The organism is Bradyrhizobium sp. Rc2d (assembly GCF_900099855.1).
Classification (GTDB): domain Bacteria; phylum Pseudomonadota; class Alphaproteobacteria; order Rhizobiales; family Xanthobacteraceae; genus Bradyrhizobium.
Genome location: NZ_FNCU01000040.1, coordinates 67,239 through 80,364, shown reverse-complemented (window position 1 = coordinate 80,364; position 13,126 = coordinate 67,239). Strand labels below are relative to the sequence as shown.

At 58.1% G+C, this 13,126-nt stretch carries 10 protein-coding genes and 1 pseudogene; 5 read left to right on the top strand and 6 right to left on the bottom strand.

Going from position 1 to position 13,126, the window contains the following annotated elements; translation table 11 throughout:
* Positions 1-649 (bottom strand): transposase (locus tag BLV07_RS34100; RefSeq protein ID WP_143035572.1); only part of this gene is annotated, 649 nt, incomplete at its 3' end.
* Between the two features lie 446 nt (positions 650-1,095).
* On the opposite strand from BLV07_RS34100, the gene BLV07_RS34095 reads away from it, so the two are divergent.
* Positions 1,096-4,497: an AAA family ATPase gene (locus tag BLV07_RS34095; protein WP_244551304.1), complete on the top strand. Its 3,402-nt coding sequence runs from the start codon at positions 1,096-1,098 to the stop codon at positions 4,495-4,497.
* A 39-nt stretch (positions 4,498-4,536) separates the two neighbouring features.
* Here BLV07_RS34095 and BLV07_RS34090 read toward each other — a convergent pair whose 3' ends face one another.
* The gene (locus tag BLV07_RS34090; RefSeq protein WP_091894667.1) at positions 4,537-5,994 is read right to left on the bottom strand and encodes a patatin-like phospholipase family protein; all 1,458 of its coding nucleotides are present in this window, start codon (positions 5,992-5,994) and stop codon (positions 4,537-4,539) included.
* A 923-nt stretch (positions 5,995-6,917) separates the two neighbouring features.
* Between BLV07_RS34090 and BLV07_RS49840 the strand changes: the two genes are divergently transcribed.
* Positions 6,918-7,211: an ABC transporter substrate binding protein gene (locus BLV07_RS49840; RefSeq protein ID WP_091894665.1), complete on the top strand. Its 294-nt coding sequence runs from the start codon at positions 6,918-6,920 to the stop codon at positions 7,209-7,211.
* On the top strand, positions 7,121-7,741 hold the full coding sequence (locus BLV07_RS49125) for an ABC transporter substrate-binding protein (RefSeq protein WP_091894663.1): 621 nt from the start codon (positions 7,121-7,123) through the stop codon (positions 7,739-7,741). Before BLV07_RS49840 ends, BLV07_RS49125 begins: the two co-directional genes overlap by 91 nt.
* A gap of 668 nt (positions 7,742-8,409) precedes the next feature.
* Here the strand turns inward: BLV07_RS49125 and BLV07_RS34070 are convergent.
* The 3 genes from BLV07_RS34070 to BLV07_RS50440 form a co-directional block, all read right to left on the bottom strand.
* Positions 8,410-8,769: a hypothetical protein gene (locus BLV07_RS34070; RefSeq protein WP_176945938.1), complete on the bottom strand. Its 360-nt coding sequence runs from the start codon at positions 8,767-8,769 to the stop codon at positions 8,410-8,412.
* Between the two features lie 84 nt (positions 8,770-8,853).
* Complete coding sequence (locus BLV07_RS50445; protein ID WP_210187836.1) at positions 8,854-9,015, bottom strand: RbsD/FucU domain-containing protein; 162 nt, start codon at positions 9,013-9,015, stop codon at positions 8,854-8,856.
* An 88-nt stretch (positions 9,016-9,103) separates the two neighbouring features.
* Positions 9,104-9,295, bottom strand: coding sequence for an RbsD/FucU domain-containing protein (locus tag BLV07_RS50440; RefSeq protein ID WP_210187835.1), 192 nt, complete (start codon positions 9,293-9,295; stop codon positions 9,104-9,106).
* Between the two features lie 860 nt (positions 9,296-10,155).
* Between BLV07_RS50440 and BLV07_RS34060 the strand changes: the two genes are divergently transcribed.
* Positions 10,156-10,368 (top strand): hypothetical protein, encoded by a 213-nt coding sequence (locus BLV07_RS34060; protein ID WP_091894658.1) that lies wholly within the window; start codon positions 10,156-10,158, stop codon positions 10,366-10,368.
* Between the two features lie 1,129 nt (positions 10,369-11,497).
* Here the strand turns inward: BLV07_RS34060 and BLV07_RS46760 are convergent.
* Positions 11,498-11,800 (bottom strand): hypothetical protein, encoded by a 303-nt coding sequence (locus BLV07_RS46760; protein WP_143035571.1) that lies wholly within the window; start codon positions 11,798-11,800, stop codon positions 11,498-11,500.
* Between the two features lie 999 nt (positions 11,801-12,799).
* On the opposite strand from BLV07_RS46760, the pseudogene BLV07_RS48380 reads away from it, so the two are divergent.
* Positions 12,800-13,126, top strand: a pseudogene (locus BLV07_RS48380) (hypothetical protein); the annotation flags it as partial.

Here is a 13,126-nt window from a genome sequence, read left to right as displayed (position 1 = left end):
CAAGTACTTCCAGGCGGCTCATCTCCTGCTTCAGCCGAGCGATCTTTTCCTTGACCCTCGTTGTCTTGATGCTGATTGCTTCCGATGGCTCCTGCCGATCAGCGCTATCGAGTTGACGCAGATATCGACCGACGCTTTCCTCGATCTGCGCTACCCGCCTCGCCATCTTGGCATGCGTGAAGTTGCGATCGCGGTTGTTCACCGCCTTGAACTTGCTGCCGTCGATTGCGACGCTTGGGGTCTGCAACAGGCCCATTTGCCGGCATAGTGCAATGAACTTCGCACAAACGTTCCGGATCGCCGCACCATTGTCCTTCCGGAAATCGGCGATCGTCTTGTGATCGGGAGCCAGGCGGCCGATCAGCCACATCACCTCGATATTGCGGCACGCCTCACGTTCCAGGCGGCGACTGGATTGCACCCGATTGAGATAACCGTAAATGTAAAGCTTCAGAAGGACTGCCGGATGATAGGAGGGCCGGCCCGTCTCCTTGGCGATCACACGCTCAAACCCCATTCCATGCAGATCGAGCGCCTCGACGAACACGTCGATCACATGGACCGCGCTGTCTTCGCTTACCCAATCCTCCAAACATTCCGGCAAGAGCGTCAGCTGGGATCTGTCCGCACCTTCAACGAAGCGTCCCATCCGTATCCCCCATCAGGAAACGGAGGAATCGTAGCTGACTCGTGGCTTTTCACACAGCCAGGGTCATGAGCGTCTATTCGAACCGCCGTCCGCTCGCGTCCGGTCTACCCTGACAAGCCGACAAAAAAGGCTAGGGCCGCATTTCGGTTTCGGGCCCGAAAGCGGAAGTATCCTAACCGCGCAAGTCTAGTCCTGTCTACTTCTAGAACCGGACGCACATTCCGGCTCGGGTCCGAGCTCTCAAGCCTATGGGTCGATGCTTCAGACGAGAAGCAAGTTGGCATGCGACCAACGCTGGCGCAAATGGACGAGAATGTCATAAGCTGAATGCATGCTCATCGGGTCATGGGAAGAGCTGCAAATCGGTCGGTTAGAACCGTAGCTATGCGTCGGCGTTTTCCCGGTACGGGCGATTGCGCACGTCGTGGCTGGACGAGCCCCTTCGCATGTCCAGCAAACGTGCTATTATCACGACAGAAGCCATTAGGTTTGCCATGACAGCTATTGCGGAATGGCTAGCATCGATAGGCTTGAGTGAGTACGCGGGGCGTTTCGCCGAGAACGCCATTGATCTTTCGGTCCTGGGCGATCTTACGGAGCAGGACCTGAAGGACCTTGGCGTCTTGCTGGGACATCGGCGCAAAATGCTGCGTGCGATTGCCGAACTTCGGGGCGATGTCCCTCCGGCAGCTCCAACAGGAAGCAAGACGGTACCGCGGGAGGGCGCCGAGCGCCGTCAGCTCACGGTGATGTTTTGCGATCTAGTGGGCTCGTCTGCACTCTCGGTCCGCCTTGATCCCGAGGACCTGCGAGCGGTAATCGGCGTCTACCACGCTTGCATCGCTGAGGTTATCACCAAATCTGAGGGGATCATCGCCCGCTATATGGGCGACGGCGTTCTTGCCTATTTCGGCTTTCCCCAGGCGCACGAGGATGATGCCGAGCAGGCGATCCGCGCCGGGTTGGCGTTGGTGGATGCCGTCGCTAACCTGAAGACAGATGTCGGCGCGGTGCTCCAGGTTCGCATTGGCATCGCTACCGGAATGGTTGTGGTCGGCGACTTGATCGGCGAAGGCGCTGCCAAGGAACAGGGGGTGATTGGTGAGACGCCGAATTTGGCCGCACGCCTGCAGGCGCTCGCAATGCCGGGTACAGTCCTGATCTGTGAGAGTACGCGTCGACTCACGGAGGGACAATTCGAATACCGCAATGTCGGCCCGGCTATACTCAAAGGATGGGTAGAACCGCTACCAGCTTGGGAGGTGTTGGGAACGAGCGGGGTGGAAAGCCGTTTCGAGGCGCTGCACCAGACTCGATTGACACCCCCAATCGGGCGCGACGAGGAGATAGATCTGCTGTTACGTCGCTGGCACAACGCCACGCGTGGTGAGGGCAGCGCTGTGGTGCTCACCGGAGAGCCGGGCATCGGAAAGTCGCACATCGCACAAGCGCTCGAAGAACGACTCAAGGAAACCGAACCGCACATCACGCTGCGCCTCTTCTGCTCGGCGCACCACACCAACAGCGCGCTGTACCCGTTCATCCGCCAACTCGAACGAGCCGCGCGTTTCGAGCGAACCGAATCGCCAGATGTGAAATTCGTCAAGCTCCAGGCTTTGCTGGCGCAATCCGGTGCTGCCGCAGACCAGATAGTACCACCTTTGGCAAACCTCCTGTCGGTGCCTGCCGGTGGCCGCTACCAGCTGCCAGAGCTGAGCCCGCAGAAGCGGAAAGAGATCACACTGGCGGCGCTTCTGATGCAGCTCAATACTCTTGCGGCACGTCAGCCCGTCTTCATTGCCTTTGAGGATGCTCATTGGGCCGATCCCACGTCGCTTGAGCTGCTGACGCTTACACTGGAACGAGTACCGCAGCTTCGGGCGCTGGTGCTCATCACCGCGAGGCCGGATTTCATGCCGCCTTGGCCGGGTCATGCGCATGTGACGACGGTTTCGCTCACGCGCCTGAACCGACGCAACGGTGCAGCACTGATCGAGCGCGTTACGGCCGGCAAGACACTCCCAAAAGAGGTCATGGACCAGATCCTCGCCCGTACCGATGGCGTACCCCTCTTCGTCGAGGAACTAACCAAGACGGTGCTCGAAACAGGCTTGTTGCACGAGCAAGACGATCATTATGTCCTCAGCCGGCCACTGCCTCCGATGGCGATTCCGACGACATTACATGCGTCTCTCATGGCAAGGCTGGATCGGTTGGCCCCGGTGAGGGAGGTGGCTCAGATTGGCGCTGTGGTTGGTCGCGAGTTCTCCTACGAACTGCTGAGCATTGTCGCTGGAATGCCCAGAGAGAGACTTGACGAGGCGCTTGGCCAGTTGGTTCGATCGGAGCTGATATTTTGCCGAGGCGAGATACCCCGGGCGGTTTACACCTTTAAACATGCGCTCGTGCGGGATGCTGCCTATTCGGGACTTCTGAAGAGTCGGCGCGCGGCGCTACACGCCATGATTGCGGACGCCTTCGAGCAGCGTTTCCCGGAAATCGTGGAAGCTCAACCGGAAACAATCGCGCATCATCTAACCGAGGCGGGACTGTTCGAAAAGGCGACGGGATATTGGCTGCTGGCAGGCAGGAAAGCCGCCATGCGCTCCGCAAACCTCGAGGCCATCGCTCAATTGGAGCGGGGTATCGAGACCACTATCCGCTTGGCAAATGGTGAACGAAAGGACAGGTTAGAGCTTGATTTTGCAGTCGCGCTGGGACCCTGCCTCATCGCTACCCAGGGCCCCGCTTCTAACAAAGCGGTGGCAACCTTCGCTCGCGCGCGGGAGCTGTGCGAGCGCCTCGGGGATCCCCCTGAACAATTGCAAATTATGTTCTGGTTGACGACCGCGAGCGTCATTCGCGGCGAGTTGCCGGTAGCCCAAGAAACGATCGCGGCACTGCTTCATCTCACCGAGATGCGCGGCGATCGGCCAGCGCTGCTCAATGCGACCCGCGGTCAGGCCATGATACGCCTTTTCATGGGACGTCTCACGGATGCCCGCGAAGCTATCGAGCGCGCGGTTGCGGAGTTCGAGGCAAGCTCTGAGGATGACAGATTGGCCGCCCGAGCAGCCGGTCAGGATGCCGGAGTAGCCGACCTTGCGCTGATGTCATGGGTTCTCTGGCTGCTCGGTCACTTTGATGCAGCAAGCGCACGCATGGATGCCGCCATTCAACGGGCCGACGTCATCAATCATCCTCACTCGCAAGCGTATGCCTGCTACTATGCCTCTGTTCTCCACGCTCTTCGCGGCGAAATATCTCGCGCGCAACGCTATGCAGACCGCTGTCGCAGCTTGTCGGAGGAGCATGGATTCCGCCAATGGCACGGGCTGGCGCAGGCCGTCCGTGGCATATGCGTGACATTGCTTGACCCCTCCTCCAGCGCCGTTGAGGAGATCCGAGCTGCAATGGACGAATATCGTGGCGCGGGTTACCAACTGGGAATCACGGCGCTATATGTGCTGTTGTGTCCGGCTTTGCTGCTTGGACAGGATTACGAGGCTGCGATGGCGCTTATCGAGCGGGGCCTGACGACAACCAGTCGCAATAGCGAACGGATATTTGAGGCCGAGTTGTATCGATTGAAAGCGCGCACGCTGATGCTTCGCGGTTCAAGGGATGCCGGAACCGAGTTGCTCCAAAAGGCCTTAACGACGGCAAGTGCCCAACGGGCCAAAGCTCTTGAACTCAGAGCCGCAATGGATCTTGCCGCCCTCTGGGTGGAGGAAGGAAACCGTGAAGAAGCGGTCAAGGTCCTCGCGCCCGTCTACGACTGGTTCACCGAGGGCTTTGAGACGCAGGACCTCAAGCAAGCACGGGCTTTGCTCGATCGACTGCGGTGATCCCGGCTACAAGTGGAACGCCGCGATAGTTCAGATCTTCTAGCTCTCGGCGAGCGTTTTCTTCAGCTTTTGATAGTCGTCGCGAATTCGTCGCCAATCCGCATCTTGCTCGGGTCTTTCGTTGATGAAGAGCGGTTCTCCGGGATGGGGTGTATCCTTGTTTTGGCGATATTGCTTGATTGCCTGCTCCGCAGACTCTCGCCCCAGCTTTCGCCCATTGTCCAGGTTGCTGTGATTCCATTTGAAGTTGATGTGCCCGGGAACGTGAATTTCGACGACAGTGCCGTTCCATACGTCGTTTGAACTGTGAACTTGCGAATCTTTGGCCTTCAAATTCTTAGTCTTCGCAGCGTCATTCTTCGAAGCTTTAGCTCTTGTTTTTTTGGAATTCTGGTCTTCCGCAGCGTTGTCTTTCGATGCGTCGCATTTCCGTTTGTCGTACCGGACGTGGTATTTGAACAGCTTGACGTCATCTTCGCCAACCGAAGCTGCAAACAATTGGCAGAGATTTGCCAGCGCATCGTGAAGATTGTCTGGCTTTCGGATTTGTTTAGAATCGACAATCCGGCTAATCCATATTTCGTCGAGCTTCTGCCCTCTCACCTGGAGATCGAGCAGTCCCTCGAAATTGACCGTGTCCACCAAGGCCCCTTCGCAGTAGGTCGTTCCATCGATCTCCACGGTTTCTTCGATGAAGGGAAGAGCCGAGCACGCGCATAAGGACTGTGCGGTGATAGGGCCGCCGTACCTCTTCTTTATGCTTTCGTCGGTCTTGTTCAGCACCGGCATCGGACGATTTGCGAAGTACGTGAGCTCGCGATGATCCAGGTCCCACGCGTTGTGAAAGATCAGGGGTTTCTCCGCGTCGTCGCGACCGGATGGGGATAGCCGGTCGAATTTGATTTTCTTCATGAACTCGCTCTCCGGGTAGTTTATTCTGGAGAGTCCGTTGAACTTGGACAGGTACATCAGGGATGTCAGATAGCGGATGAAGGGATTAGGAGCCATCACCTGGTTGAGTATCCATCGATTGAGATCTCCTTCGTCCAACCTCTTGAAGGATCTCCTTTCACCGGTCGGCAGTTGATCCATCACAATTGACAGGGATTCCTGGACGTAATCGAACATCCGGTAGGGCTGCCATTGAAAGTCCCTATAATTCTTGGGGTCACTAACGAATTTGTTGAATGCGTCGATGTTGCTGCGCCAATCTGGCCCAAACACGGTGTTTATCGGGAAGCGCCTGTAGCCCTCATCATCTCGAAATACGCCATCTCTGAAGAATTCGTATGTTTCTTCGACCTTACCTTTAGCATTGGATTTGTCTGACTGGTTGTAGACGACACCGACCCATGCACCGATGCAAGACAAAGACCATACGTCGAACTTCAGGTCGGGCTGATTGGCAAGGGCCTCCAGAACCCCGATGTGCAGCCCCGCTGCCGGCCCACCTCCACCAAGCGTAATTGCTCTACGCGGCTCTCCGTTGGTTGGCATTTGAATACTCCTTACGCATTATCGTCGACGCTCCAATCAAGTTTGAAATTCCGCAACGGTAGCAGATTAATTCCTTTTGAAACAATTGTGAAGCAGATCCTGTGAGCGGACAGGTTGTGATCGAAATCGAATATGGCAGCCGACCTGACACAGACCGGTGGCTCTCTTGTTGTTGGCGAACGATACAGTTTGGAGCGAGCTAGAGAACTTCGAGACCTTTCAAGAGAAAGAACATTTACCTGCCTTTCAAAGACGCGCCGGAGTATTTCGCAAGTGCAATCCTGAGTGGCTGCCAATGAACAATAATGAGTCCGCCTTATGCCGCGCTGTCCACGCAATGTGTCCGTCAGCCTCGGGCCAGGATCGGTGTTCTAGGCCTGCGAGGGGCTAGTCCGGTGCTGGTCTGGAAGCGGACGGTGCGCAGCTGTCACCGATGGACCGCTGCGGGTCACAACCGGTAAGGCTCGGCACATGATTTCTGCTTCGCTTCCAAGACCCGACATGTCGGCTCAAGCTGAAGCGTGGCGGTCGCCGCTGCCGCGGCCGCTGTGCCGATTGGTTGTCGGCCATCGCCTACTTGCCACGCGCATTACCGCGATACATGCCGGCGCCGCGCCGCATGATCTCCGCATATGCGATTTCTTTGCAGGCGAGCCGCGCACGCGCGGACGGACTGAGAAAATAGATATATCGCATCTGGTAGCCGTCGAGGGGCACCCCACGCGCCCTTTCCTGTGTACTATAAGCTGCCCGTTTTGATGCCTCGGGTCGGACAAATGAGGCGGCGTCGATTTCTTGGTATGCTTGGTGTCGTGGCCATGTGGCCGCTCGTCGCCCGCGCGCAGCAACGGGAGCGGATACCGACCATTGGATACTTGGGCGCAACTACGGCCTCGGCCCAGAGATAATCTCTACCTGCTTTCTTGCAGCGACTGAGCGACCTCGGTTGGCCCGAGGGGCGGAAGGTGGCTATCGAATATCGCTGGGCGGAGGCCAGCAACAAGCGCGCCGCCGAAATCGCGACTGAATTTGTGCGCAAGAAGGTCGATATCATTGTCACTGCGGGAGCTGGACCCGTTATAGCGGCGAAACAGGCGACCTTGGACATCCCGATCGTCTTCGCGATATCGACCGACCCAGTTGGCACCGGGCTTGTCGCCAGTCTGGCGCGACCAGGCGGAAACGTCACGGGGCTGTCGATCAAGGGTCCGATCTAAGTGGTAAGAGACTGGAGCTAATTCGCGAGCTGGTCCCGAGTTTGCGCCGATTGGGAATCCTCGCCAATCCCGGTAGTGCGGGAGCTGCGATGCGCGATGTGCAGAAGACGGCCAAGTCTGTTAATCTCGAATTTGTCACACCTGAATTCCGTCGCGTGGAGGATATCGGGACCACCTTCAAAGCACTGAAAGGCAGGGTAGACGCTGTCTATGTGTGTGCTGATCCGCTTGTAAATAACAACAGGGGTCGGATCGCCACGTTAGCGTTGGAGGCGCAGCTGCCGACTATCTATGGTGAGCGGGAGCACGTCGAAGAGGGAGGCCTGATATCTTATGGACCCAACCTCACTGACCTTTATCGCCGCGCTGCTGAGCTCGTCGACAAGGTTCTGCGTGGCAGGAAGCCGTCTGATCTTCCCGTGGAGCAGCCGACGAAATTTGATCTTGTGGTCAACCTTAAGACCGCCAAGATGCTGGGCATCGAAGTGCCGACGACGCTCGTCGCTCGCGCCGAGGAGGTGATCGAGTGAAATGCTTGCTTGTTTGTTGCAGTGCACAGTCCGGAATTTGGCCCATCGCCTCAGTTCGCTGCCCGCAGCAATTGCGTCGCTTATTTAGCGAGCTGGCACGACCGACGACTTCGCGGTCAGTAGCCCGAGCCGTTTCAGATGCTTGAATCAACACTGCCAGCCGGCGGTCGAAGCGTTTAATCGTCTAAACGGCTGCTGTATGATCTGGCCCTCTAGGAAGCTGGTGCACTGCTCCGAACAAATGCCAAAGCAATTGCATCAGTTCTCGTAGTTCCTTGAGATGGGCGGATTTCAGCACGCGCTTGGTGTCGCTATTGTCTCATTGGGAAAGCGAGCTGAAGCATGTTGTTCATTCCGGACAAGATCGCCGTGAGGCGTCCAGCATAACTGCAGCAGCCGATTGTCCCGCAAGGCGTCCTGGACGCGGCGCAGGAGAAGGCGGCGGCGATCACCAGGGGCCGATCTCGCGCCGGATTGGATCAAGATCGTCATCGCAATCGGGTTACTTGCCTGCTCATTTGCCGCAGGTGGAGCTGATCATCGAATCTGAGAGCACGCTCTGCCCGTGCGGCTGCCGCGCGATGACGAAGATCGGCGAGGACGTCAGTAAACGCCTCGACGTGATCCCGGCGCAATGGCCCGAAGTTTCTCCTAGCCGCGCCGCCCGATCACCCGCAATTCCAGATCGGCCCGATCGGCGTCCGCGTCCAACACGGCCCGAAGCTCCCGCCGTTGTAGCGGCCGCCGCCAAAGCCGGGACTGCCGAAATAATGCCACTCGCCATCCCAACCGTAGTACTGAGGAACCGGGTCAATATACCAGTGGCGCCGGTCGGCGCGCGAGAGCCGACGCATCGCGTCCTTCTGCTTGTAGAGCGGAATGCTGTTGCTCAGCGGCTGGCGATAGCCTGGCAGGAAGCCGTAACCTTGCCAGACCGGCTTGGGCCGCTTTTGAATTGGCGCAGCGTTCGCGACGACCGGCAGCAGCGACATGATGATAGTAGCAGTTAGACACACAAGGCGAGACATGGATCGACAATAGTCGGTCGGTTGCGCGGAGGCCATTCAAATTTGGGTGCAGAGTTCTGCGCAATTTTGCGCAGAATTTTTCTCTTAGCTGATCACGCCCTTCCTGATCAGGAAGCACCCATATCCCCTGCTGTCACCCACCTGCACGACGCCGAAGCCCGAAGCCGCCGCGCGATAAAAATCCGGACGCGAGAGCTTGCCGGGACTGATGGCGCGGCCGACCGAGCGCTCGAACTCGGCCAGCATCGTGCGCTGCGTCCGGGCACACGGTCGGGATCGTCGACCGGCATCATCACCGCGCACGGATCGACGACATCGTCGAGCGGATAGAGCGTTAGGATGGCGCGGACGGTCCTCTCCATGACTCATGCCCGGCAGCTGGATCAGGCGCTCCGAGCAGAGTCGCCGCGACAATGCGGGTGGCCGGGTGGTTGGCGTCGACGACCACGAGGCAGTCGCCATGGCCCATGGGGGCGAGCAGCCAGAGCAGCTCGGGCGCTAGGATCGGATTGATCGATTTCAGCATGTGACGAACTATCCTCCCAATCGATCGCTTAAGTTTGTCTCCCTAACCCTTCGCCATCATCAGACACCGCGGGCCAGAACACTCCAAACTGTCGTTCATCGGTGGAAAAAAAGCCCGGCCTCATTTCGATGGCCGGGCCGAAGTCTGTCGTCGACAGAGGGAGAACTGCCGACGGTTATTTGCGGCAAAACGTTCACCGCAAATTCTAATTGCGAAAGGCTCAATGATCGGAGAAATCTGGCGTCATTTCCTTTTTATCAGACGATATTGATGTGCGGCTCAACACTGGCTCGCACAAACCTGGAAGTGTGTATTGTCCGTTGTCCTGAGGATCGTCAAAGTCATACTGACTAAATGAGCGGCGCCGAACAGGGACGATCCGCGGTTGTTCGAAGGGCGTCAACGTGCCGGCCGCACAGCGCAGCAACCCAGCATCTCCTGGGCTGGGACGAAGTACCGTGTTGTTCGCATGCGAGCACTCGGAGCCCGTTCGCGCGATCCCGCAGGCGGGGATTGGGGCCGTGTCGCCCTCTGCTGTACACACATCGACCGCATTGGTATCATCGTCTCACCGGTGGCAGCAAACAGTGGGCCGGTCCGATTTGCCGGGCATCCTCGTCAGCTACTTCGCAATGGTACAACGTGACGCCACGTGCGATTCAAGGCCTTTTAGCTCATCCGCGTAAAATTCAAGCCGCCGACCTCTCACAGGCAGCCGAGGATCCGCCAGCGGTCGACGTGCGTGTCGCATTCTGTTTTTGAATGGGCTTGTACACGTGAGCGCTCAAGGCACATTGCACGTCATATTTTGTGTGATGTCGTATGTGTTCGTCTTTTCCAGAAGATCACGTGGTTTCTAAGTGGCGACCATAGTCATCATTTTGAAGCTTCTTGTTGGCTATCCGAATGGCATGGCCAGCGTCGACGATCTCAAACTCAAGATGGTCATTCTGGCCAAGAGCGGACAGGATTGGTCCGAGCGCACCAGGCTACTTGCCGCGCGGATGCCCGATCTGAGCATCTTTACAATGGGGTTGTGGAACGCGGCTCATTCGGCTGGTCCGTCACAGTGAAATGCCGAGCGGTATTGGCCAACATGGAAAGCCGCTCTCCTGTGGTCGAGAGCATTGCCTGACGATGCAGATGTTATGGAGCGCGAGCGTGCTGGCGTTCTTCGCGGACTCCCACCGACGACGCCGAATCCGCATTGGTGAGCAGGGGCAAGATCGGCGTGGAAGCGCCGTCCACGTCCTAGATTGCCTGGATTTCGCGCGCGGCTAATCCATTCTCCACACAGACCACTACAGTAACGAAGCTTTGGACCAGAAAGGTCGTGTTTTTGATACGCTGTGCCGACGCTCAAATATTTCGAGCAAACACGCTGCTAACGAACGCAAACTGCAAGTCGAATTGTGTCAGCCGGATCCGGATGGGGTTGCGTTTGTCGAAGGGCTTGCTGCGAAGGGTACCGTCGTGGCGTCGTTGGAGCAGGTCCAGCCCAGGGTACACAGGCGTCTGTCCGTTACGTACAAACTTGTGCGTCGATCGCTAAATCGTTGCTCAATAGCTCTGGGAGCATCCGCTTTTGGCGCTTTAGCCAAACGGATCGCAAGGGTCGTTCATCAGCGAACCTCCTCGCCCGCTCTCGGTTGGATCCGCAGCGGGATGTGCGCATGTGGACGGCGCGGCGGGCCGGCGTCTGCCTGTCCGGAGCGGCCGCGGCTTTGGCGGTCGTGGCGATGGACGCGAGCCGCTCACAGTTCAATTTTGCTTGCCCGGAGTTTCGAAGGGCAGCTGATGCGCGTCGCGCTGGTCAAGTCGCGGAGGTGTCCAAGGAGGGAAGGAGGCGGACATGACCTTGCCGATCGGCGGCTCTCTGCTCGAGCAGCGCGGCGATAATTCGCGCTGGCGCGCTCGCCCGCTGAAGCGCCGAGCAGCTCGCGGGCGCGCCGAAAGCGAGATTGGCTTGTCTGATCGGGCTCCCGCCGATGGACTAGATCAGGCCGCGCCTGTGAAGAAAGATGACCATGTAGATCCGGCATTGATCCGGTCTTGGCACGTTTTTGTGCTTCAAGATGCGGAAACTGTCCGGGAGGCGCGGGCCGGCTTGTCTCCGTGCCGACGGCAGCCGAGCGGTCGTGTGAGGAAATGGGGCATGTGGACGTGCTTATTGTCTGACCGGTCAGCTTCTCGAAAGTTAGCTTAGCTAGGATAACCCTGGATGCGGACGGCGATCTTCGCGGCCTGCGTGTCGTGGATGGAACGTCGGGGGAACTCCGCAGCACATGTTCTTAAATAGAGATAAGTATGGATGGTTCGCAGTTCAATAATCGTGACCTGAACCCATTTGCGCGAGGCTTCACGCAGCGGGATGCTGACGTGCTGGTAGGGCAACAGGCGGATGGGACGAGCCTGCAGGCGAGCTTTGAACAGCAATTGAGCCAGTTGCAGACAACTTTGCTTGATGAGGGCGCTCGAGGAATCCGGAGCGGCGACCAGCGACAAGACCCGTTTAGCGGGGCGAGGGCGGCGACGCCAGGCCCGGGCCCGAACAGCGGGAGTCAGCAACCGCTACCTGCGCTGAATAGGGGCGTCTCCGTGGGCGCAAAGCGCGGCCGCTCCGAGCCTTTTACCGAGGATAAGGAGCTCGTTTCCGCAATCAAGAAAGCAGCGCGCGAAACGAAGATAAGCGAGAGAGGTGTCGACAAGTTGGGGCATGATCTGCACCATCTAAGTCATTGGCTGCGCCAGCAAAATCGAGGTCCCATAGCCGGCCGGTTGAACAGCGACGCTCCTGGCCATGCCTCTTTTGTTGCCGATGTGCAGGATTATCTGAGGAATGGTGGCCGCTTTGCTGTCGTTGCGCAGCTGAACACGTTTGCGCCGGGGAGTCTCCCATCACCAGACGAACTAATGCTTCCTGCCGAAGACGCGGACCTCTTGGCAAGGTTCCGGGTAGACGCCGAGCAGCGCAAGATGGTCCCCGGGGCCGTCAATAACAGTGTTTCCGGACTCAGGCTCTTTATTCGGTGGCTCCGCGACAATAATAGGGATCCTTTAGCTTCTCAGTTGAGAGGCGGTTCATCACTGGATAATGAAATTGCGGAGTACAGGAGCTTGGGGCGCGACCCTCGGAACCGCGTTAGATCGGCTCTGAATGATCTGCGTCGTCTGTTGCGCGGGGGAGCACCCGAACCGCGTGGAGTAGGTGTCCCCCGTCACCTGACTCCTCATCCTGAAGACGCCCCCCTCATTGAGGGCGCGCTCGACCAGGCCTTGAATGATCTTAAAAATCCGACTGCGGAGTTGAGGCAGGCTGCGCAGGCGCGCGCTACACGCCTTCGTGCGCTGAGTCAGTGGCTTAGAGAAAATGACAGGGGGAGCATAGCTGGCCGACTTAACGGCTCTAGTAAGGAGCAGTTAGCGCTACACAACGATGTGATAGCGTTCAAACTGGCTGGAAAGAGAGTCTACGCTCCCGATTTGTCGCATCTTCGGAGCTACTTGAGACTGATCGAGGCGAACCGGGCACTCAGCTTGCAAGCGCGTGAACGGTCTGCTTCCCCAGCTGTGCTCGCCGGGCGGCCCAACCTGCTGCAGGTGCTTCCCGCGCCCGGTCCGAGCGAGGGCGGTGGGGCTTTTTTGAACGAGGTAGTGCAAGAATCCGCGTCACCATCGGCCGCCAGGGCTCGCTTAGACACCTACACCGGACTTGAGCCTGTTGTTGATCTGAATGCGCCGCCGCCTTTCGAATTGCGCGACGATGCTCACTTTGCGCCAGCGCATCCTGCCAGGGCTCACTCAGACACATACGCCGGTCTTGAGTCCTTT

What these genes read in the sequence shown, in the direction of transcription:
- BLV07_RS34095 (WP_244551304.1), top strand. Translation starts at nt 1,096, where the DNA reads ATGTCCAGCAAACGTGCTATTATCACGACAGAAGCCATTAGGTTTGCC.
- BLV07_RS34090 (WP_091894667.1), bottom strand. Translation starts at nt 5,994, where the DNA reads ATGCCAACCAACGGAGAGCCGCGTAGAGCAATTACGCTTGGTGGAGGT.
- BLV07_RS34070 (WP_176945938.1), bottom strand. Translation starts at nt 8,769, where the DNA reads ATGTCTCGCCTTGTGTGTCTAACTGCTACTATCATCATGTCGCTGCTG.
- BLV07_RS50445 (WP_210187836.1), bottom strand. Translation starts at nt 9,015, where the DNA reads ATGCTGGCCGAGTTCGAGCGCTCGGTCGGCCGCGCCATCAGTCCCGGC.
- BLV07_RS50440 (WP_210187835.1), bottom strand. Translation starts at nt 9,295, where the DNA reads ATGCTGAAATCGATCAATCCGATCCTAGCGCCCGAGCTGCTCTGGCTG.